Source organism: Branchiibius sp. NY16-3462-2, from assembly GCF_001594145.1.
Classification (GTDB): domain Bacteria; phylum Actinomycetota; class Actinomycetes; order Actinomycetales; family Dermatophilaceae; genus Branchiibius.
Genome location: NZ_LVCF01000050.1, coordinates 1 through 20,901 on the forward strand (window position 1 = coordinate 1; position 20,901 = coordinate 20,901).

Annotated in this window: 24 protein-coding genes; 19 read left to right on the forward strand and 5 right to left on the reverse strand. The window is 67.4% G+C overall.

The genetic code is table 11. The features are described 5' to 3' along the window. Nucleotides 1–718 (reverse strand): DUF222 domain-containing protein (locus AZH51_RS18575; protein WP_291526344.1); only part of this gene is annotated, 718 nt, incomplete at its 3' end. Nucleotides 719–1,045: 327 nt separating this feature from the next. Here AZH51_RS18575 and AZH51_RS18580 point away from each other — a divergent pair. After that, nucleotides 1,046–1,765 (forward strand): YoaK family protein, encoded by a 720-nt coding sequence (locus AZH51_RS18580; protein WP_291526345.1) that lies wholly within the window; start codon nt 1,046–1,048, stop codon nt 1,763–1,765. Nucleotides 1,766–1,768: 3 nt separating this feature from the next. On the opposite strand, the gene AZH51_RS18585 is transcribed toward AZH51_RS18580, so the two are convergent. Beyond that, nucleotides 1,769–2,290, reverse strand: coding sequence for a lamin tail domain-containing protein (locus AZH51_RS18585; protein WP_291526346.1), 522 nt, complete (start codon nt 2,288–2,290; stop codon nt 1,769–1,771). Nucleotides 2,291–2,393: 103 nt separating this feature from the next. Here AZH51_RS18585 and AZH51_RS18590 point away from each other — a divergent pair, with 103 nt between their 5' ends. From AZH51_RS18590 to AZH51_RS18615, 6 genes are all read left to right on the forward strand, one after another. Beyond that, entirely contained in the window at nt 2,394–4,151 is a 1,758-nt protein-coding gene (locus tag AZH51_RS18590) for a proline--tRNA ligase (protein ID WP_291526367.1), read from the forward strand. Nucleotides 4,152–4,203: 52 nt separating this feature from the next. Continuing rightward, entirely contained in the window at nt 4,204–4,659 is a 456-nt protein-coding gene (locus AZH51_RS18595) for a lipopolysaccharide assembly protein LapA domain-containing protein (RefSeq protein WP_291526347.1), read from the forward strand. Nucleotides 4,660–4,684: 25 nt separating this feature from the next. Further along, nucleotides 4,685–5,179 (forward strand): MauE/DoxX family redox-associated membrane protein, encoded by a 495-nt coding sequence (locus AZH51_RS18600; protein ID WP_291526348.1) that lies wholly within the window; start codon nt 4,685–4,687, stop codon nt 5,177–5,179. Between the two features lie 64 nt (nt 5,180–5,243). Continuing rightward, nucleotides 5,244–5,999 carry a thioredoxin domain-containing protein gene (locus tag AZH51_RS18605; RefSeq protein ID WP_291526349.1) on the forward strand — a complete coding sequence of 252 codons (756 nt, stop codon included), beginning with the start codon at nt 5,244–5,246 and terminating at the stop codon, nt 5,997–5,999. A 105-nt stretch (nt 6,000–6,104) separates the two neighbouring features. Continuing rightward, on the forward strand, nt 6,105–6,857 hold the full coding sequence (locus tag AZH51_RS18610) for a thioredoxin domain-containing protein (protein WP_291526350.1): 753 nt from the start codon (nt 6,105–6,107) through the stop codon (nt 6,855–6,857). Nucleotides 6,858–6,887: 30 nt separating this feature from the next. After that, nucleotides 6,888–7,475, forward strand: a complete 588-nt coding sequence (locus tag AZH51_RS18615) for a DsbA family protein (protein ID WP_291526351.1) — start codon at nt 6,888–6,890, stop codon at nt 7,473–7,475. A gap of 3 nt (nt 7,476–7,478) precedes the next feature. Here the strand turns inward: AZH51_RS18615 and AZH51_RS18620 are convergent, their stop codons facing one another. Then, the gene (locus tag AZH51_RS18620; RefSeq protein ID WP_291526352.1) at nt 7,479–8,360 is read right to left on the reverse strand and encodes an aminoglycoside phosphotransferase family protein; all 882 of its coding nucleotides are present in this window, start codon (nt 8,358–8,360) and stop codon (nt 7,479–7,481) included. Next, on the reverse strand, nt 8,357–9,283 hold the full coding sequence (locus AZH51_RS18625; protein WP_291526353.1) for a hypothetical protein: 927 nt from the start codon (nt 9,281–9,283) through the stop codon (nt 8,357–8,359). Before AZH51_RS18625 ends, AZH51_RS18620 begins: the two co-directional genes overlap by 4 nt. A 116-nt stretch (nt 9,284–9,399) precedes the next feature. Here AZH51_RS18625 and AZH51_RS18630 point away from each other — a divergent pair, with 116 nt between their 5' ends. The 8 genes from AZH51_RS18630 (at nt 9,400) to AZH51_RS18665 (ending at nt 17,577) form a co-directional block, all read left to right on the forward strand. Then, the gene (locus AZH51_RS18630; RefSeq protein ID WP_291526354.1) at nt 9,400–11,091 is read left to right on the forward strand and encodes a nitrite/sulfite reductase; all 1,692 of its coding nucleotides are present in this window, start codon (nt 9,400–9,402) and stop codon (nt 11,089–11,091) included. Between the two features lie 181 nt (nt 11,092–11,272). Beyond that, nucleotides 11,273–11,968: a phosphoadenylyl-sulfate reductase gene (locus AZH51_RS18635; RefSeq protein ID WP_291526355.1), complete on the forward strand. Its 696-nt coding sequence runs from the start codon at nt 11,273–11,275 to the stop codon at nt 11,966–11,968. Beyond that, nucleotides 11,965–12,528: an adenylyl-sulfate kinase gene (cysC, locus tag AZH51_RS18640; protein ID WP_291526356.1), complete on the forward strand. Its 564-nt coding sequence runs from the start codon at nt 11,965–11,967 to the stop codon at nt 12,526–12,528. The genes AZH51_RS18635 and cysC overlap by 4 nt, the downstream gene beginning before the upstream one ends. Continuing rightward, nucleotides 12,525–13,445 (forward strand): sulfate adenylyltransferase subunit CysD, encoded by a 921-nt coding sequence (gene cysD / locus AZH51_RS18645; protein WP_291526357.1) that lies wholly within the window; start codon nt 12,525–12,527, stop codon nt 13,443–13,445. Before cysC ends, cysD begins: the two co-directional genes overlap by 4 nt. Before the next feature lies 1 nt (nt 13,446). Beyond that, nucleotides 13,447–14,763: a GTP-binding protein gene (locus AZH51_RS18650; protein WP_291526358.1), complete on the forward strand. Its 1,317-nt coding sequence runs from the start codon at nt 13,447–13,449 to the stop codon at nt 14,761–14,763. 69 nt (nt 14,764–14,832) lie between these two features. Beyond that, entirely contained in the window at nt 14,833–15,912 is a 1,080-nt protein-coding gene (locus tag AZH51_RS18655) for an ABC transporter substrate-binding protein (protein ID WP_291526359.1), read from the forward strand. Then, nucleotides 15,909–16,709: an ABC transporter ATP-binding protein gene (locus AZH51_RS18660; protein ID WP_291526360.1), complete on the forward strand. Its 801-nt coding sequence runs from the start codon at nt 15,909–15,911 to the stop codon at nt 16,707–16,709. The genes AZH51_RS18655 and AZH51_RS18660 overlap by 4 nt, the downstream gene beginning before the upstream one ends. Continuing rightward, nucleotides 16,696–17,577, forward strand: a complete 882-nt coding sequence (locus AZH51_RS18665; protein WP_291526361.1) for an ABC transporter permease — start codon at nt 16,696–16,698, stop codon at nt 17,575–17,577. Before AZH51_RS18660 ends, AZH51_RS18665 begins: the two co-directional genes overlap by 14 nt. Before the next feature lie 9 nt (nt 17,578–17,586). On the opposite strand, the gene AZH51_RS18670 is transcribed toward AZH51_RS18665, so the two are convergent. After that, a complete protein-coding gene (locus AZH51_RS18670) occupies nt 17,587–18,099 on the reverse strand; it encodes a DUF3817 domain-containing protein (protein WP_291526362.1) in 513 nt (170 codons plus the stop codon). 109 nt (nt 18,100–18,208) lie between these two features. On the opposite strand from AZH51_RS18670, the gene rimP reads away from it, so the two are divergent. From rimP to AZH51_RS18690, 4 genes are all read left to right on the forward strand, one after another. Then, nucleotides 18,209–18,781 (forward strand): ribosome maturation factor RimP, encoded by a 573-nt coding sequence (gene rimP / locus AZH51_RS18675; protein ID WP_291526363.1) that lies wholly within the window; start codon nt 18,209–18,211, stop codon nt 18,779–18,781. After that, on the forward strand, nt 18,781–19,824 hold the full coding sequence (gene nusA, locus AZH51_RS18680) for a transcription termination factor NusA (RefSeq protein WP_291526364.1): 1,044 nt from the start codon (nt 18,781–18,783) through the stop codon (nt 19,822–19,824). The genes rimP and nusA overlap by 1 nt, the downstream gene beginning before the upstream one ends. Nucleotides 19,825–19,871: 47 nt before the next feature. Next, on the forward strand, nt 19,872–20,198 hold the full coding sequence (locus AZH51_RS18685; RefSeq protein WP_291526365.1) for a YlxR family protein: 327 nt from the start codon (nt 19,872–19,874) through the stop codon (nt 20,196–20,198). 171 nt (nt 20,199–20,369) lie between these two features. Further along, nucleotides 20,370–20,901, forward strand: a 532-nt coding sequence (locus tag AZH51_RS18690) for a translation initiation factor IF-2 N-terminal domain-containing protein (RefSeq protein WP_291526366.1), incomplete at its 3' end; no start/stop codon positions are given.

Consider the following 20,901-nt stretch of genomic DNA (forward strand, 5'->3'; position numbering starts at 1 on the left):
GCGGTCGGCCCCTGTTGCGTTCGCCCGGGGGTCCGGCCATTGTTTGCCCTTGCCCCCGCCCATCCCCGCCCCCGCCCCTATGGCTACTGGCTGTGGCGGCGGCGTTGAGGGCGGCGATGCAGGCGACCCCGTCTTTGACCGGTAGCAGCGCGGTCAACCAGGTCATGGTGTCGGGTGCTGGGCGTAGCGAGACGCGGCGTTCGCGTTCGGCGCGGGCACGGCGCGCCACCGCAGCAGCTGGATCCAACCGGTAGGCGGCCGCCCGGGCGACCCCGGCCAGGCGCCGCCCGGAGGTTTTACCCAGGACCCCTTTGATCGCTTCATCCACCGCACCACGATCGGCCAACGACAGGTAAGCGGTTTCAGCCACGACCTGGGTGGCGTGCCATTCACTGATGGTCCCGGCCCGTAACGCGGCGGCGGTATGCGGCATTTCTTGGGTGACGGCGCGGGAGACACCCAGGAACCGGGTCCCGACCCGGGGGCTTTCCCGTCGTGCCAGACCCAGTTGTGAACCCACGACCCGGGCGGTCTCATCCGCGGTGATGCCGCGGGCCTGGTCGGCGGCGCGTTGCGCGTCGTGGACCACGACCGCTAACTCGGTTTGCACCGCGCTGGCAGCATTCTTCAGTTCCTCTAATTCCCGGATCAGCACCAGCGCGGCATCAGGGTCCACACCGCGAGCGCCCTCCACCAACCGGTGACGGACGGCGCGCACTTCGGCAACACACAACGCTTCACTCGTTGAAACAGACGGCGATGAAACAGACATAGCAACCCTCCCCACCTGGTGGCGGTCCTCCCCAGAACCGATAACCCAGCTTATCGCACATATGTCCACTGCGGGAAGGGTATGTGCACAACTAATTGTCGTCAATATCGTTGTGGCGCAGCAGCTTTCGCCGCCACGACGACAGGAAGCACCTTCCCGGACTCAGCCTACTTCTCACCACCGACAGCCACCGTCGAAGACGTTTCGCAGCCCCAAATGATCGGACACCTACAGTGATGGCGGGTGCTGTCCACGACGCGGAAGAGGTGAGGCGTGAACGACGAAGCGGCCTCGGTCGATCAGCCGAACTCGACGAGAAAGAGATTCGCATTCGTTGCGGCGCTGACCGTCGTGACCGGGGTGGCCGACGCGATCGGCTTCATCCACCTGGGCGCCTTCTCCAGCGTCATGACCGGGAACATGATCATCTTCGGTATCTCAATCGGGTCGTGGAATCTGGCCACCTTGTTCGTGTCCGTGGCGGCGATCGTCGGCTACTCGCTGGGTACGGCGGCCGGGACCCGGGCGGCCGGTCCCACCTCTGAGCGCGACCCGTTCTTCCCGGCGGGAGTGCAGACTGCGCTGATCGTCGAACTGGCCGTCATCATCGTGTTCGTCGCGCTGTGGCAGTTACTTCCGAAGCCGTTCAGCACCGCGACCGCGACCGCCTTGCTCTTCCTGGTCGCGGCCGCGATGGGCATTCAAAGCAGCGCCGTCGTCCGGTTTGGCGTGCCGGGGCTCTCCTCGACCTATATGACGGGAACCCTGACCGGCGTGATCGGTGCGGTCGCCACGCGTAAGCCCTGGTCGGAGTACCGGCACTCGTTCGCGATCCTGTGCTGCCTGGTCCTGGGTGTGTGCCTCGGAACCGTGGTGGTTCGCAACGCGCTCAACTGGGCACCAGTGCTGCTGCTCGTCGCCTTCGTGGTCATGACGCTCGTCTACCGGCAGTTGCAGCGAAGTGAACGAACCGAAGGCACTCAGCTGCAATGAAATTCAGCAGTTCTTCCAGCCGCCGGTCGTGTTGGTGTTCCTCGCCGGCTTGGTGTACGTGCAGGTGGTAACTGGCTTCGCCTTCGCGTTCAGCAATTGCGCGGTGTCCCCGTTGTTGTTCCACACGAAGTAGCGCTGGCCCCAGTACACGTTCGCGCTGTTGTTCTTCCCGGAGCCGGTGTGCAGCGTGACCGACTTCTTGGCGCCCAGCGTGAACGCGCCGAAGGTGTAGGTGTGCTTCGCACCGCGGTCGCGCACCCGATAGCCCTTCAGCGAGATCGCCTTCTTGGTGGTGTTGGTGATGACGATGTATTCCTTGTTCAGATTGGCCGGGGTGCCCTTGTCCGCGCCGCGACCTGGCAGGTCGACGAACCACTTGCCGAACTTCAGCGGGGGAGTTGCGGCCTCGCCCGGTGCGACGAACACCGGGGCCACCAGGGCAGCGGTGCAGACAGGGACGAGCAGGACACGGGCAAGGCGCATGGATGACTCCAGATCGAGGACGGCGTTGTCGGCGAGGCTCACAGTAAACGTTCAGGTCCCGCCACGAGATGCGACCCCCGAATCCGGTCGCGACTATCCTCACCAAGGCAGCCGAAACACCATCCCAAGGAGCACTCCCGTGGCTATGCGTATGTCGACCCTGTTCGTGCGGACCCTGCGCGACGACCCGGCCGACGCTGAACTGCCCGGCCACAAACTGCTGGTCCGCGCCGGCTATATCCGCCGTGTCGCTCCCGGCATCTACACCTGGCTGCCGCTGGGGATGCGGGTCCTGGCCAAGGTCGAGGCCATCATCCGCGAGGAGATGGACGCCATCGGCGCGCAGGAAGTGAAGTTCCCCGCGTTGCTGCCGCGCGAGCCCTACGAGGCCACGAACCGTTGGACCGAGTACGGCCCCAACCTGTTCAAACTGCAGGACCGCAAGGAGAACGACATGCTCCTGGGTCCCACGCACGAGGAGATGTTCTGCCTCGCGGTCAAGGACATGTACTCCTCCTACAAGGACCTGCCGCTGTCGCTCTACCAGATCCAGAACAAGTACCGCGACGAAGCGCGCCCCCGCGCCGGCATCCTGCGCGGCCGTGAGTTCATCATGAAGGACTCCTACTCCTTCGACATCGACTCTGCGGGTCTGCAGAAGTCCTACGACCTGCACCGCCAGGCGTACACCAAAATCTTCAACCGCCTCGGGTTCGAGTACGTCATCGTGCACGCCGACTCCGGTGCCATGGGCGGCTCGGCGTCCGAGGAGTTCCTGGCGGTAAGTCCGCACGGTGAGGACACCTTTGTGCGTGACGAGAGCGGGTACGCCGCGAACGTCGAAGCCGTCGAAGTCCCCCAAGCGCCGAAACAGCAAGTGACTGTAGGCGATAGCCACGTCGAGCCCACCCCGGACACCCCCACCATCGCCACGCTGGTGGACGCCCTGAACGCGGGCCACCCGCGCAGCGACAACCGTCCGTGGACGGCAGCTGACACCCTGAAGAACGTCCTGGTGATGCTCCGGCAACCCGACGGGACCCGCGAGCCCCTCGCGATCGGCGTACCCGGTGATCGGGACGTCGACGCCAAGCGGCTGGAAGCCAAGGTCTCCCCGGCGGAAGTGGAACCCTTCGAGGAGAAGGACTTCGCGGCGTACCCGCAGCTGGCCAAGGGCTACATCGGCCCGGGCGCGCTGGGGGAGGACAACGGGATCCGCTACCTGCTCGACCCGAGCATCGCCGAGGGCAGCGCCTGGGTGACCGGCGCCGACCAGCCCGGCCACCACGTCATCGACCTGGTCTACGGGCGCGACTTCACCGCCGACGGCACGATCCAGGCCGCCGAGATCAAGGAGGGCGACCCCTCGCCCAGCGGGCAGGGCACGTTGTCCCTGGCGCGCGGCATCGAGATGGGCCACATCTTCCAGCTGGGCACCAAGTACGCCGAGGCGCTGGGTCTGAAGGTGCTCGATGAGTCCGGGAAGCTCACCACCGTGACGATGGGTTCGTACGGGGTCGGAGTGACCCGGGCTGTCGGTGTCATCGCGGAAGACAACCTCGACGACGCCGGTCTGATCTGGCCGCGCACGGTCGCCCCCGCGGACGTGCACATCGTGGCCACCGGCAAGGACGACGCGGTCTATCTCAAGGCCGAGGAGATCGTCCGTGAGCTGGAGTCGCTGCACCTCGAAGTTCTCTACGACGACCGGCCCAAAGTGTCGCCCGGTGTGAAGTTCAAGGACGCCGAACTCATCGGTGTCCCCACGATCGTCGTGGTCGGCAAGGGTCTCGCGGACGGGGTGGTGGAGATCAAGGACCGCCGATCGGGCGAGCGCCGCGAGGTGCCGGTGTCCAGTGTCGTCGGCGAGGTGCTGGGCGAGATCAACGCATCGAAGGCGTGACACCTCACCCAGCCGGGCGAATCAGTGGCCCGGTTGTGGAACGATCGGAACCATGAGCGACAAGCCCCAGCCCGCCAGCACCGACCCCGCAGCGGGACGGGTATCGCCCGCCCGCGCCGGCACCGACGAGACCGCCCCGGGTCATGCCCCCGCGCCGGCCAAGGGTGAGCCGCAGGGTACGCCGAAGCCAACCGGTAAGCGGGCCCAGCCGACCGAGGCGGAGCAACTGGCCAATTCCGACCTGCTGCACCGCACCCGCGCCAGCGTCTGGTACGTCGGGCTGATCGTCGTGGCGATCCTGCTGATCCTGCTGATGATCTTCATCGGTCAGAACCTGGATAAGGTCACGATCCACTTCTTGGGGCTCACCGGCCAGGTCTCGATCGCGATCGCCCTGGTCATCGCGGCGGTGGCGGGCATCCTGCTCGTCGCGATCCCCGGCGGCATCCGGATGATGCAACTACGCAAGCGGGTCAAGGGCCTCAGCAACGCCGTGCTCAAGCACTGATGGATTCGGCGGTTACCCTGGGGCGGTGACCGCCAGTACTGCCACGACCCCTGACGCGCGAACGACCACCGACTGGAAACCCTGGGTAGGACTTGCCGCCCGGCTGATCCTCGGAGTCACCTATCTGGTCTCTGGTGCGATCAAGGCGACCAACATCCCCGAGGCGCAGCTGGCCACCCGGGCGTTCAAGATCCTGCCCTATGACCTGGCCAACCTGTGGGGCGCGTTCATGCCCTTCGCTGAGATCATCTTCGGGTTGTTGCTGGTCCTTGGCCTGTTCACCCGCTGGGCAGCCATCCTGGGCTCACTGCTGATGATCGCCTTCCTGATCGGCATCATCTCCGCCTGGGCGCGTGGCCTCTCGATCAACTGCGGCTGCTTCGGCGGCGGTGGCGAAGTCGGGGTCAAGCCGAACTACACCTGGGACGTTCTGCGCGATATCGGCCTGCTGGCCTGCGGTGCCTGGCTGGTGTTCTTTCCCCGGACCAAGTTCAGTCTCGACCAGAAGCTCTGGGGCTGAGCGGAACCTGCTGCCGCCCCAGATCGTTGCCACAGCAATCCATCCATACAGATAGGGATTTGTCATGCCTCGCCCCGATGCCGCCGAGAAGATCAAGGCGGCAGCCCCCAAAGAGGGTCCGTCCAAAGCGCTGATCGCTTCGGTGATCGCTGTCGTTCTCGTCATCGCCGGCTTCGCCGCGTTCCTGGTCACCCAGAGCAAGAGCACCAGCAGCGCCTCCAGCGCAGTCCCCACCGGTGGTCTTGACGGCGGTAAGGGTCTGGTGCTCTACCCGGACGCCAAACTGCAGTCCGGCGCCAAGACGGTCAATGTCTACGAGGACTTCCAGTGCCCGGTCTGCAAGCAGTTCGAGACGCAGAACGGCGAGATGATGAAGACCATGGCCAAGAACGGCCAGGTCAAGGTCGTCGTCCACATGATGTCGTTCCTGGACAACAACTTCGGCAACGATGCCTCCGCGCAGGCCGCTAACGCGGGCTTCTGCGCCGCGGACGCCGGCAAGTTCCCCGAGTACCACTCGACCGTCTACGCCAACCAGCCCGCCACCGAGGGTGATGGTTACACGGTCGACCAGTTGAAGAGCTTCGGTAAGGACGCCGGCATCACCGGCGCGGACTACACGACCTTCGTGAAGTGTGTCGATAGCAACAAGTACAAGGACTACGTCAGCCTGACCGAGACCCAGTCCGGCAAGGACGGCGTGACCGGAACCCCGACGTTCTTCGTCGACGGCCAGGAAATCTCCAACACCGGCAACGAGTACAAGACGCTGCTGACCCAGCCGAACTCGTTCGAGTCGGTCATCAACTCCGTCAAGTAACGGATGGCACGTACGACGCGGGGCCGGGTTTTCGTCACCCGGCCCCGCGTTCGTGTGTCCAGAGTGTTGCTGTCTCCGGAGTGTTGGTGTATCTAGAGTGAGCGCATGCCCCGCCCTGATGCCGCCGAGAGGCTGAAAGCCTCTGCTCCCAAACAAGGCCCGTCCAAGGCGTTGATCGCCGCCCTGATCGCAACCGTGCTGGTCATCGCCGGCGTTGCCGCGTTTCTGGTGACGCGCTCCGGCGGAACCGAGAATGCGGCGGTGCCGACCGGCGGGATCGCGGGCGGTAAGGGGGTGGTGGCCTTCCCGGACGCCACGCTGCAGCCCGGTGCCAAGACGGTTGATGTCTACGAGGACTTCCAGTGCCCGTTCTGCAAGCAGTTGGAGGCGCACAACGGCCAGCAGCTGCAGAGCATGGCCGCTGACGGCAAAGTGAAGCTGGTCCTCCATGTGAAGACCTTCTTGGACGACAGTCATCCCGGCGGCAACTCACTGCGCGCCGCGAACGCCGCCTTCTGCGCTGCGGACGCCGGCAGGTTCCCGCAGTTCCACTCCACGGTCTTCGCCAACCAGCCCGCCACCGAAGGCGAGGGCTACACCGATGATCAGCTGAAGAGCTTCGGCAAGGACGCCGGGATCAGTGGTTCTGCCTACGACACCTTCGTGAAGTGTGTCGACGATGAGAAGTACAAGGACTACGCCGAGGCCACCGAGACTCAATCCGGTAAGGACGGCGTGACCAGCACGCCAACCCTGGTGATCGACGGTAAGGAAGTCGATCAGAATGGCGCGGACTATGCCGCGTTGATGACCCAGGACAACTCGTTCGACTCGGTCGTCACCTCCTTCAAGGGGTGAACCCTCCCGGGGCCGACTACCTTCAGGGCCATGGCGATCAAAGTGCCCGCAGGTGGCCGACCGGACGGTGACGGAGTCGTGCTCTACCCCGATGTTGCGGCGCAGCCCGGTGCTGCGACGGTCGATATCTACGAGGACTTCCAGTGCCCGTACTGCGCCCGGTTCGAACGGCTCAACGGTGCGGCGGTCAAGAGCCTCGCGCGGGAGGGCCGGGTGATCGTGGTGGTGCACCTGATGACCTTCCTGGACGAGAACTTCGGTAACGACTCGTCACGGCGGGCGGCCAACGCGGCGTTCGGTGCCTCGGACGCCGGCCGGTTCGCCGAGTTCCACTCGACGGTGTTCGCCAACCAACCGGGGGAGGGTGCCGGGTACACCGACGACGACCTCCTGGAGTTCGGGCAGCAGGCCGGCATCGAGGGCGCCGCGTTGGACACGTTGCGCAGTGTGGTGAGCGACGCGACGTACGCCGACTACGTCGCAGCCACCGAGCAGAGCGCGGAGAACAACGGGGTGCAGGGCACGCCGGGGTTCTTCGTCAACGGCCGCCAGGTGAGCGACCCGGACGTGCTCCAGGCTCTGCTGACGCGGTCGGGCAGCTTCGAGGAACTCCTCTAAGATTCACGTCATCGCTTTGGCGATCGTGATCCACCGGGACAACACCGGCGCGTCAGGCTCCGCCTCACAGGCGTTGAGGACGCAGCGCACGAACGACCAGGCCATGGCTTCCTCCTCATCGACGCCCGCCGCTTCCGCTACCAGACCGACCCGCAGCCGCAGGTGCGCTCGCAGGTTGTGAGCAGCGCTCGCTTCCGACCACCGGTTCCACAACACCGGCGCGATACCGAACGCCGGGTTCGCCGTCACCGGCTTCGGGTCGATCGCGAGCCACGAAGCACGCTGTCCCGCAAGCACATTGGCGAAGTGCAGGTCACTGTGCACGAGGCGCTCGCCGACCGCCAGGTCACGAAGAAGCGCCGCGGCCCGCGTGATGAACCGTCGCGGTACGTGGTCCCCGCTGCGCTCCAGCAACGTGTGCCACTCATCGAGCGGCAGCGGCCCGACCTGCGGCAGCGCTGGCCGATCCAGTTGGCGCAGTAGCGAACCCACGGTCTCGCAGGCCTCCAGCAGGTTGACGTCCGTCAGCGAGCGGTGCGGATCCAACTGCTCCAACAGCAGTGCGTGATCGGCGGTGTCCGCGGCCACGAGCCGGACCGCGCCAACCCCGTTCCACGCGCGCAACGCCAGATGTTCGAACCGTGCTTCCGGATGAGGCCAGGTCACCTTGAGCGCGACCGGACCCGACGGGCTGGCGCAGGGTACGACGAGTGCGCACTCGCCGTACGCCGGCGCCTGCGGCTCACTCAACGACCAGCGCTCCGCAGCCGCGGCCAGCAACCGGGGCAGCGCCCGCAGCCAGTCGTCACCCGAGATGCCGTCCCCTGGCGGCCGGCCCGCCATGGTCGCGCTCAGACCGGCCGGGACGTCGACCTCGAAACTCACCCGGCCAGACCCGGGAACGGCACCGGCGCGACGCCCCACTTCCACGACGTGGCCAGCGCCGTTCCCCAGAGGTTCAGCAGCGCCCCCACGTGATCCGCCGAACCCTTTGTCGCGTCGGCCTGGTCGGCGCACGCGGCCACGACCGCTGTGAGCAACTGGCGCCCCAGCGTCGTACGCGCCGGATCGGTGGTGGGGGCGGGGTCGAGCGGGTACGTCGATTGCAGCGGGGGCGCCGCCTCGCCGGCGACCGCTTCGAGCTGGGCTCGCATCGGGTACATCGTTTGCAGGGTGGCGGTGACCAGAGCACGGCCGGTGAGAGCGGTCTTCGCGGCGATGACCTCCAGACCGTAGACGGCCTCCCGCACGGCAGGCAGCAGACCGACCGCGACGGCGCTCGGCACGGTCGCCGTCGGCCACGCCGGCGCCGGGCCGGGGGCGGCCAGGCCCTGCGGGCTGAGGGCCACGCCAGCGTCCAGGGCGCTACACGCAGCCAGCATCGGCAGGTAGGCGTCTGCCACCCCGGCGATCCGCGCGAACGTCGACGCACTGAGTTCGCCCCGGATGAAGGTCTCGAAAGTGACCCGTGACGCGGCGGTCGCGCCGACGCTGGTGGAGGGCGTGGCCTGCGGCATCCCGGCGCTGGCCATCACGGCCTGCACGCGGATCAATTGCTGCTCATAAACCGGTTTGAGCTGGGTTTGCAGGCCGGCTGTCGGCTGGGCCAGGGCGGTCAGCGCCAGCTGACGGCTGCCCACCGTCGCCTGCAGCGCGGGAGTGTCCGCCGGTGGTCCCTGGGTCGGAATACCCGGGATCGGGGGAGCGCCGGACTCCAGGCGGATGCCGCACCCCGACAGTCCTGCGGTCAGCGCGCCCGCCCCGGCAAGTCCTAATAGCCCACGGCGGGTAACGGGGCTTCGGGACACATGTGGGAAACTACCTCGCGTCGTCGCCCGCGCTGACCACGCCTCGCCGGTCTAAGGGGTGAGACAGCGCCGTCATCATTTGACGTTTGGTTCATCCAAATGTCACGTTATACGACGTGCCAGAACGACCCGTTGCTACCGTGCGCCCGCGCCGCGCCGAGACCCGCGAACCCCGCAGTGAGGGCCAGTGGGCCCTCGGCCAGCGCGAACCGCTCAACCCCAACGAGGTGTTCAAGCAGGCCGACGACGGGCTCAACGTCCGCGAGCGCATCGAAACGATCTACGCGCGCGAGGGCTTCTCCTCGATCTCCCCGGAGGACCTGCGCGGCCGGATGCGCTGGTGGGGGCTCTACACCCAGCGCCGGCAGGGCATCGAAGGTGGACGCACCGCCACCATCGCTCCCGAGGACCTCGACGACGAGTACTTCATGCTGCGGGTGCGCGTCGACGGCGGTGCGTTGACCACTGAGCAGTTGCGCGTGATCGCCGACATCTCGATCGACTTCGGCCGCGACACCGCCGACATCACCGACCGGGAGAACATCCAGTTCCACTGGATCCGCGTGGAGGACGTGCCGGAGATCTGGCGTCGGTTGGAGGCGGTGGGTCTGTCCACGACCGAAGCGTGCGGCGACACTCCGCGGGTCGTGCTGGGCTCGCCCGTTTCGGGGGTCAGTGCCGCCGAGGTGCTCAACCCCGAGCCCGCCATCCAGGAGATTTGCCGCCGCTTCATCGGGGACCCGACGCTGTCGAACCTGCCGCGCAAGTTCAAGACCTCCATCGCCTGGTTGGCCGATGCCGCACCGGAGATCAACGACGTTTCGTTCGTGGGGGTCGAGCACCCCGAGCACGGGCCCGGCTTCGACCTGCTCGTCGGAGGTGCCCTGTCAACGAACCCGCGCCTGGCCGAACGGCTCGGCGTGTGGGTGCCGTTGGACGAGGTGCCCGACGTGTGGCACGGCGTGATCCAGATCTTCCGGGATTACGGCTACCGCCGGTTGCGGCACCGCGCGCGCCTGAAGTTCCTAGTCGCCGACTGGGGCACCGAGAAGTTCCGTGAGGTGCTGGAGACCGAATACCTGCACCGCAGTCTGCTCGATGGCCCTGCGGCTGCGTTGCCGGATCAACCGCTGGACCACATCGGCGTCCACGACCAGATCGATGGCCACAAGTACGTCGGGTTCGCACCGATTGCCGGCCGTGTCAGTGGGACCGTGTTGAAGTCCGTGGCCGGCGCCGCCGAGAAGGCGGGATCCACGCGGATCCGGCTGACGCCGTACCAGAAGTTGGTCGTCCTGGATGTTCGCCCGGACGCGGTGGACACCCTGGTGGGTGAACTGAGCGCCGTTGGGCTGGAGGCGAATCCGAGTCCGTGGCGACGGTCCACGATGGCCTGCACCGGTCTTGAGTTCTGCAAGCTGGCGATCGTCGAGACCAAGGCGCGCGCCCACACGCTGGTCGCCGACCTCGAGGAGCGACTGGATCACATCGAGTTGGAGCGGCCGCTGTCGATCCACATCAACGGCTGCCCGAACTCCTGCGCCCGGATCCAGACCGCGGACATCGGCCTGAAGGGTCAGATCGTCACCAACGAGGCGGGGGAGCAGGTCGAGGGGTTCCAGGTGCACCTCGGCGGTGGCCTGGGCCTGGATGCTGGGTTCGGTCGCAAGTTGCGCTCGCACAAGGTGACCTCGGCAGAGCTCGGCGACTACGTCGTGCGGGTCACCGAGAACTTCGTCAAACAGCACGAGCCGGGCGAGCGGTTCGCGCAGTGGGCGCAACGGGCGGACGAGGAGGACTTGCGGTGAGCGGTCAACTTGCTGGCACGCAGCGCGCGGTCCCGTACTACTGCCCGTACTGCAGCGACGAGGATCTGCGCCCCGAGCCGGAGCCCCGCGGCGCTTGGCGGTGCGCGGCGTGCACCCGCGTGTTCACGGTTTCCTTCGTCGGTCTTTCCGTTGCAGGACAGGCAGATTCGCAGGTGCGGTCATGACCACGATCACTGATCTGGAGACGCTCGCGACGCAGGCGGGCAACGACCTGGAGGGCGCTGACGCCACGGACATCGTGCGCTGGGCGGCCGACACCTTCGGCGCCCGGTTCGCGGTGGCGTCCTCGATGCAGGACACGGTGTTGCTGCACCTGGTGCAGAGCGTCATCCCGGACGTCGACGTGCTCTTCCTCGACACCGGCTATCACTTCGCCGAGACGATCCAGACCAGGGACCGGGTGGCTGCTCGCTATCCGCGGCTGCACGTGCGCAACCTGGCGCCGCGGCAGACCGTGGCGCAGCAGGACGCCGACTACGGCAAGGACCTGTTCGCCACCGACCCCGACCTGTGCTGCGCGCTACGCAAGACGCATCCGTTGGATGAGGCGTTGGACGACTACGACGCCTGGGCCACCGGTCTGCGCCGGGTGGAGTCGCCGACGCGGGCGAACACTCCTGTGGTGTCGTTCGATCCGCGTCGCGACAAGGTCAAGGTGGCGCCCCTTGCGTTGTGGACGGATGAGCAGGTGGAGGCGTACGCCGCCGAACACGATCTGATCGCGAATCCGCTGCTGGCACAGGGGTATCCGTCGATCGGTTGCGCCCCGTGCACCCGTCGGGTGGCTGCCGGTGAGGACCCACGGGCCGGTCGCTGGTCGGGGACTGAGAAGACGGAATGCGGGATTCACCTATGAGCGCCGGAATCACCATCTGGCTGACCGGACTGTCGGGTGCGGGTAAGTCCACCATCGCCGAGGCGCTGGCGGAGTACCTGACCGCCGCGGGTGTGGACTCGCAGATCCTGGACGGCGATGAGTTGCGGACGAATCTGTCGGCGGGGCTGGGCTTCTCCCGCGAGGACCGCACCACGCACGTCACCCGGGTCGGGTTCGTCGCGGAGTTGTTGTCCCGCCATGGCGTCGTGTCGATCGTTCCCGTCATCGCGCCGTACGCCGATGCACGGGCCACGGTGCGAGCGCACCACGAAAGCCATGGCACGGCGTACGCCGAGGTGTATGTCGCGACCACGCTGGCCGAATGCCAGCGGCGGGACGTGAAGGGCCTTTACGCGAAGGCGGCCGCGGGACAGTTGCGCGGTATGACGGGGGTCGACGACCCCTACGAGGCACCGGTCGATCCGGACCTGACCATCCAGACCGAGCAGATCAGCGTCGCCGACGCCGTCCGGGTCATTGTCGACCGGTTCGGCATCGGCGCCCCGGCTCTCGTCAGCACAGTGCAGGAGACCGCATGACGACCTTTGCGCCCAGCGACGCCACCACGACCTCCGCACTGCGGGAGTTGGAGGCGGAGTCGATCCAGATCATCCGGGAGGTCATCGCCGAATTCGACCGTCCCGCACTGCTGTTCAGCGGCGGCAAGGACTCGGCGGTGCTGCTGCACCTGGCCCGCAAGGCGGTCGCCCCGGCGCCGCTGCCGATCACGCTGCTGCACATCGACACCGGTCACAACCTGCCGGAGGTCATCGCCTTTCGCGATCAGGTCGTTGCTGACGGCGAGCACCGCCTCGTGGTTGCCAACGTCGAGGACTGGCTCGCCGACGGACGGTTGACCGAGCGTCCCGACGGTACGCGCAACCCGTTGCAGACGGTTCCTTTGTTGGACACCATCGCGGAGCAGAAGTTCGACGCGTTGCTGGGTGGTGCCCGCCGCGATGAGGACCGGGCCCGCGCCAAGGAGCGGATCTTCTCGGTCCGCGACGCCTTCGGTGGCTGGGATCCGCGTCGGCAGCGCCCCGAGTTGTGGGACATCTACAACGGGCGGCACGCTCCGGGTGAGCACACCCGGGTGTTCCCGATCTCGAACTGGACCGAGCTGGACATCTGGCACTACATCGCCGTCGAGGATGTCGCGCTGCCCAGCATCTACTTCGCCCACGAGCGGGACGTGTTCCTGCGTGACGGCATGCTGCTCACGCCCGGTCCGTGGGGTGGCCCCCGCGACGGGGAAGCGTTGCAGCGCAGGACTGTTCGCTACCGCACGGTGGGCGACGGGTCGTGCACCGGCGCCGTCGAGAGCGACGCGGCCACGTCCGACCAGATCATTGCCGAGGTGTCGGTCAGCACGTTGACCGAGCGCGGCGCCACCCGGGCCGACGACCGACTGTCCGAAGCCGCGATGGAAGACCGTAAGCGAGAGGGCTATTTCTAAGATGTCGCACACCGAGAGCCCCTCCGTACCCGACGCACCACCGATCGGGCAGCTGCGGTTGGTCGTCGCCGGCTCGGTCGACGACGGCAAGTCCACCCTGGTCGGTCGACTGCTGCACGACACCAAGTCGATACTGGCCGACCAGTACGACGCCACGCTGGCCGCGAGCCAGCGCCGCGGCGCCGACGAGTTCGACCTTGCGTTGCTGACCGACGGCCTTCGCGCGGAGCGCGAACAGGGCATCACGATCGACGTGGCCTACCGCTACTTCTCGACGCCGCGGCGCAGCTTCGTGCTGGCCGACACCCCCGGTCACGTGCAGTACACGCGCAACACCGTGACCGGTGCGTCCACCGCCGATGCTGCCGTCGTGCTGATCGACGTCCGCAACGGGGTCAGCGTCCAAACCTGCAGGCACGCAGCGCTGCTGGCTCTTCTGCGGGTGCCGACGGTGGTCTTCGCCGTGAACAAGATGGACGCGGTCGACTGGTCGCAGGAGCGCTTCGACGAGGTCGCCGCTGACGTCCGGGACGTGGCCGCCAGGGTTGGTCTGCGCGGAGTCGACATCGTCCCGGTGAGTGCGCTCACCGGCGAGAACATCGTTGACGGCGGGCCGTCCTGGTACGCCGGCAAACCGCTGCTGCCACTGCTGGAGGAACTGCCCTCCGGCGGGACCGGGGACTTCGAGCCGTTCCGGTTCCCGGTGCAACTGGTGATCCGGCCCCGCACCGAAGCCCATCCGGATTACCGTGGCCTGGCCGGTCGGGTCTCCAGCGGCACCGTCCGCATCGGTGATGAGATCACTGCCCAGCCCTCCGGTCAGACCTCGACCGTCACGGGCATCGACGGACCCACTGGTCCCCAACAGCGAGCAGTCGCAGGCGAATCGGTCACCTTGTTGCTGGCCGACGAACTCGACGTCGCCCGCGGCGAAGTCCTCGTCCGCGAAGGTGAGGACGAGCAGTGGGGGTCCGCGATCGGCGTACTGCGCCAGATCGACGGGGTCCTCACCTGGCTGTCCGAGAAGGACTCCGCCGTCCGCCAACGGGTACTGGTCAAAGCGGGCACCCGCACCGTGCGCGGGCTGCTCGGCCCCGTGGCGGCGACCTGGGACGCCGATGAGCTCACCTGGCGCAACCAGGCAGATCGCCTGTGTCTCAACGACATCGGTCAGGTCAGTGTGCAACTGGCCGAACCCGTGGCGCTTGACGCGTACGCCGAGTTGCGGGGGACCGGCGCATTCCTCGTCATCGACCCGGACACCGGCGCGACCATCGCCGCGGGTCTCGCCGGTGCCAGCGACCGACTCACCGCCTGAACCAATCCCGACCCCGGCACTTCCTTCTCATCCGCAATTCCCTACGTTTCCCATAGGAGCACCACCACCATGACCAACCGGTTCTCGATCGCCCTCGCCTCCGCGGCCGTTGCCGCCCTGGCCACCGCGGCGGTCGCCGGGTGCTCCTCCTCGGACGCGTCCAGCGCCGTCACCCAGTCCGGGGACGGTACGGCCAGCACGCTGCGCCTCGGCTACTTCCCGAACGTCACCCACGCCGTCCCGGTGCTGGGCGTTGAACAGGGCCTCTACCAAAAGGCATTGGGCAAGACCAAGCTGGAGACCCAGACGTTCAACGCCGGCCCGGCTGCCACCCAGGCGCTGTTGTCGGGAGCGATCGATGCGGTGTACGTCGGGCCCAACCCGGCCATCAACGCCTACTCCAAGAGCAACGGGGAGGCCGTGCGGCTGATCGCCGGCGGTGCCTCCGGTGGAGCCGGCCTGGTGGTCAGCAGCAAGATCAACTCGGTGAGTGACCTGGCCGGCAAGACCATCGCCACCCCGCAGTTGGGTGGCACCCAGGACATCGCGGCCAAGCACTACCTCAAGCAGCAGGGCTTCACGGTCAACGGCTCCGGCGCCAAGAACGTCACGATCGTCGCGCAGGACAACGCCCAGACCCTCGACCTGTTCAAGCAGGGCCGGATCGACGGCGGCTGGCTGCCGGAGCCCTGGCTGACCCGCCTGGTCGCCCAGGGCGGCGGTCACGTGCTGGTCGACGAGAAGACCCTGTGGCCCGGCGGGCAGTTCATCACCACCAACCTGCTGGTCTCGACCAAGTTCCTCAAGCAGTACCCGCAGACGGTGAAGGAACTGCTGGAGGGCCAGGTCGACACCGCGGACTGGATCAACTCCAACAAGGCCGAGGCAGCCACCGACCTGGACGCCGCACTGAAGAAGCTGACCGGCAAGTCGCTGCCCAAGGGTGTCGCGGCCACGGCGCTCGGCAACGTCACGCTCGGCTGGGATCCCTACGCGTCCTCGCTGCAGACGGTCGCCGACCACGCCGTGGATGTCGATCTGCTGAAGAAGACCGACCTGAAAGGCATCTACGACCTGACCCTGCTCAACGAGGTCCTCAAGGCCAAGGGCAAGCCCGCGGTCTCCGACGCCGGGCTGGGGCAGAAATGACGACCGTGACCCAGCAGGCGCAGGCCGCCCAGGTCGAGGCAGGCACCCCGCGCGTACGCGTCCAGAACGTCTCCAAGGCGTTCGACGGCGGCGACGGCACGCAGGTCCTCGCCCTCGATCACATCAACCTCGACGTGGCGGCCGGGGAGTTCGTCACCATCCTGGGCGCCTCGGGCTGCGGCAAGAGCACGTTGCTGAACCTCATCGCCGGACTCGACCAGCCCACCAGCGGCAGCATCGAAATCGCCGGTGGCAAACAGGCCGCGTTGATGTTCCAGGAGTCCGCGCTGTTCCCGTGGTTGACCGCGGGCGGCAACATCGACCTCGCCCTCAAGCTCGGCGGTACGCCGCGTGGCGAGCGGGCGCAGCGCCGCCAGAAGTTGCTCGAACTGGTCCGCCTCGGCGGTGCCGGTGATCGCCGGGTGCACGAGCTCTCCGGTGGCCAGCGCCAACGGATCGCGTTGGCCCGCAGCCTGGCCCAGGGCGCGGATGTGCTGCTGATGGACGAGCCGTTCGCGGCACTGGACGCCATCACCCGCGATGTGTTGCACGAGGAACTCTCCCAGCTGTGGACCAGCACGGGCATGACCGTCATCTTCGTCACCCACAACGTGCGCGAAGCGGTCCGTCTAGGGCAGCGGGTCGTGTTGTTGTCCAGCCGGCCCGGCCGGGTGCTGAAGACCTGGGACATCGAACTGTCCCAGCCGCGCAACATCGAGGACCCCGCAGTGGGCGCCCTCTCCACTGAGATCACCCTGGCCCTGCGAGAGGAGATCGTGCGCCATGTCAACCGCTGAGTTGTCCTCAACCGCCGAACTCGACCAGATCAGCGACGGACTCGACGCGCTCGAGGACCAGTCGATCACCACCCGCCGTCGGCGCGTCGATTGGGTCGCGATCCTCGCGCCGATCGCCGTCGTCGCCGCGCTCATCGGTGTCTGGCAACTGATCTATCTCTCAGGGATCAAGGACCCGTGGGTGCTGCCCAGCCCCGGCGCCGTGTGGAGCACGCTGTGGCAGTCGATCCGCTCCGGCGAGGCGTGGAGCGCGATCTGGGTCAGCCTGCACCGCGGCCTGATCGGCTTCGCGGTCTCGGTGGTCATCGGAACCGTGCTGGGTCTGCTGATCGGCCAGTTCGCCGTGCTGCGCAAGGGCTTTCGCCCGTTGCTGTCCGCGATGCAGTCGCTGCCGTCGGTCGCGTGGGTGCCGTTCGCGATCGTCGTCTTCCAGCTCAGCCCGGCCACCATCTACCTGGTCGTGCTGTTGGGTGCGGTGCCCTCGATCGCCAACGGTCTGATCGGTGGCCTCGACCAGACCCCGCCGTTGCTGCGCCGGGCCGGCACCGTGCTGGGCGCCAATCGGTTGGAAATGATCCGGTACGTGCTGCTGCCGGCGGCGCTGCCGACCTACGTCTCGGGCCTGAAGCAGGGGTGGGCCTTCGCCTGGCGCTCGCTGATGGCTGCCGAGTTGGTCGCCAACGCACCGAGCCTGGGTTCCGGTCTGGGCCAGATGCTGGAGAACGGCAGCACCCAGTCCGACATGCCGACCGTCATCGCCGCGATCGCACTCATCCTGGTCGTGGGCATCGTGATCGACCTGCTGATCTTCGCGCCGCTGGAGCGTCGGGTGCTGCGCGCCCGGGGATTGACCCCGGCCGGTCTGTGATCCGCCCGGTCAGCTGTTCTTACCAAACGGCGGCCCGACGATCAGCAGCACCACGAACACCACGGCGACGGCTGCGAGCAACACGACCGCGGCAGTGATCGGCCGGGCCAGGAGCGCTCGCAGGACCCGATCGGTGGCCCGCTGGTCACGGGGGTCATCGGTCGCCGTACGTCGCCAGTCACCGTCCAGCACACCGCGCCGGTCCAGATAGATCTCCGCCGGCACGGTCGCCCACGGGATCACGGACGACACCAGCGCCAGCAGGACGGACCGCGCGCTCCAGCGCTGGTTGATCGCGACCAGGGCGGTGACCACCACGAAGGACAAGAACACGAACCCGTGGATGCCGCCGCCGATCCGGACCCCGGCCTGGTTGCCGGTGACCGCGCGCAGGATCATCCCGCCGATCAACAGGGTCCACGAGATGGCCTCGGCGATCGCCACGAAGCGGAAGATGCGCCGCGGCGTGCTGGCAGCGCCAGTGCGTTCGGTGAGCAGGGAGGGCTGGGCATCGAGGGTCACGGTCGGTGGCTCCTGGCTGGTCGGTCGGGACTGCGGCCAGGCTACGTCAGCGCGATAGGGTGACCAGAGCCCACTGGCCGACAACCGAATTCACAACAGGAGAGCCGTCATGAGCACCTCGTCGACCGCGCGCACCGAGCGGATCGCGCAGGAACTCAGCGAGCAGTTGGCTCCGTTGCAGTTGCGGGTCGAGGACCTGACCGTCGCACCGGCCGGCAAACGGCGGATCGTGCGGGTCCTGGTCGACCGCGACATCCCGGATGACGGGCCGGCCACCACGACCGCGACAGCTCCGGTGGATCTGGACCTCGTCGCCGACGCCACCCGGGTGATCGGCACGGCCCTGGACGATGGCGATCTCATGGGCGACGCGCCGTACGTGCTGGAGGTCAGCTCACCCGGCACCGACCGGCCCCTGACCAGCCCACGGCACTTCCGCCGCAACGTCGGTCGCCTCGTGCGCATCGCGCGCGAGGGCGCGGAGCCGGTCGAGGGCCGCATCCAGTCCGCGGACGCGGACGGCGTGAGCCTGCTGGTGACCGGGCCCAAGGGCGCAACCAGTGAGACCACGGTGACGTACGCCGAATGCGGGCGTGCGGAGATCCAGGTGGAGTTTTCGAAGGCGGGCAAAGAGACTTCAGGGACAGACGTCGACGATGACGGTGAAGGGGACGATGCCTGATGCACATCGACATGGCCATCCTGCGGGCGCTGGAGCGGGAGAGCGACATTCCGCTGGACGTGATCATTCCCGCGATCGAGCAGGCACTGCTGACCGCCTATCACCGCGAGAGCGGAACCTATCAGGACGCACGGGTCGAACTGGATCGCAAGAGCGGTGACGTGCGGGTGCTCGCGCGCGAACGGATCGAGACCCCGGCGGAGCCCACCGATGAGGACCCTGAGCCCGCGCCCCGCTACGAGTTGGGCCCGGAGTTCGACGACACACCCTCCGACTTCGGCCGGGTGGCCGCGGCGACGGCCCGGCAGGTCATCGTGCAGCGGATGCGCGACGTGGCCGACGAAGCCGTGCTCGGCGATTTCCGCGGTAAAGAGGGGGACGTCGTCGCGGGCGTCATCCAGCAGTCCAGCGACCCGCGCAACGTGCGGGTCGACCTCGGCAGCGTCGAGGGGATCCTGCCGTCGGCCGAACAGGTGCCCGGTGAGGTGTACAAGCACGGGGAGCGGATCCGCTGCTATGTGGTCAGCGTCAAACGCGGCCTGAAGGGCCCGCAGATCACGCTGTCGCGCTCGCACCCCAACCTGGTGCGCAAGCTGTTCGCGCTGGAAGTGCCCGAGATCGCCGACGGCACGGTGCAGATCGCTGCCATCGCGCGTGAGGAGGGCCACCGCAGCAAGGTGGCCGTGATCTCGAAGTCACCGGGGGTGAACGCCAAGGGTGCGTGTATCGGCCCGATGGGTTCGCGGGTGCGCGCGGTGATGAACGAACTGAACGGCGAGAAGATCGACATCGTCGACTACAGCGAGATCCCGCAGGAGTTCGTCGCGGCCGCGCTGTCGCCGGCCCGCGTGCTCTCGGCCACGATCGTGGATCCACGGGCCCGGATAGCCCGGGTCGTCGTACCCGATTTCCAGTTGTCCCTGGCGATCGGTAAGGAAGGGCAGAACGCCCGCCTGGCCGCGCGCCTGACCGGTTGGCGCATCGACATCGTCCCTGACACCGCGCCCGCTGAGGCTGGTTCCGGCGCCGACGAGCACGCCTGAGGCGGCGCAGCGGTGGTCGGAGACCGCACCGGCCGTGGGGTAAACTGGTGAAGATCGATCACTCACGTGCACGCATCTCTAATACACGAACCTGTATTGGGTGCGGGCAGCGAGCTGATCGATCAGCGCTGGTGCGGGTTGTCGCGGATCGGCGGGCAGTGGGATCGGTGGTACCGGTTCCCGTAGTGCCCGATATCCGCGCCGTGCTGCCGGGCCGAGGGGCCTGGTTGCATCCGGATGCCGATTGTCTGAGCAAGGCGATCCGGCGACGGGCCTTCGGTCGCGCGTTACGACTCACCCAGGCGGTGGATACGGACGCGGTGCAGCAGTTCGTGGCGGATCGCCACGAGGGGCTCGACCAGACCCAGCGCTGAGACGAAGTGCACACCACCCGTCGTACCGCCGGATTTCCGGCTGCGGCATAAGACCGAGAGCGGGTTCGACGCTGATGAGTGACCGATGAGTACTCAGCGATGAGCATCCCCAACAACTGACGGTCCGCGTCGCCCTGATTCGGACCGTCACCAACCTCAACGAGGAGAAGCGTGGCAAAGGTCCGGGTCCACGAGCTTGCGAAAGAGCTCGGAATCGGCAGCAAGGAACTACTGGCCTACCTGAAGGAGCAGGGCGAGTTCGTCAAGTCGGCGAGCTCGACCATCGAGGCTCCGGTAGTCCGCAAGATCAAGGAAAACCCGCCGGCGGCAGCGAAGGCTGCTGCGCCCGCGGCAACCAAGGCCGCACCAGCGAAGGCGACCCCGGCAAAGGCCACCCCGGCCAAGCCGACCGTGAAGCGGGCGCCGTCGGCACCCGCCCCCACCCAGCCTGAGACAACCGCGCCCGCGAAGACGGCGGAAACGGTCACGCCAGTGACCCCTGCGGCACCGGCAGCACCGGCAGCACCGGCGTCCAAGCCGGCTCCCGCACCGGCTGCCCCGGCTCCGGCCCCGGCCGCTTCGGCACCCGTCCAGTCGACGGAGCCCACCCCGGCAGCTGCTCCCGAGGCGCCCGCTGCTCGTGCGGCGACTTCCGGTAACTCCGGTCCGCGTCCCGGCCCGGCGGCCTCCCGGCCCTCCACTA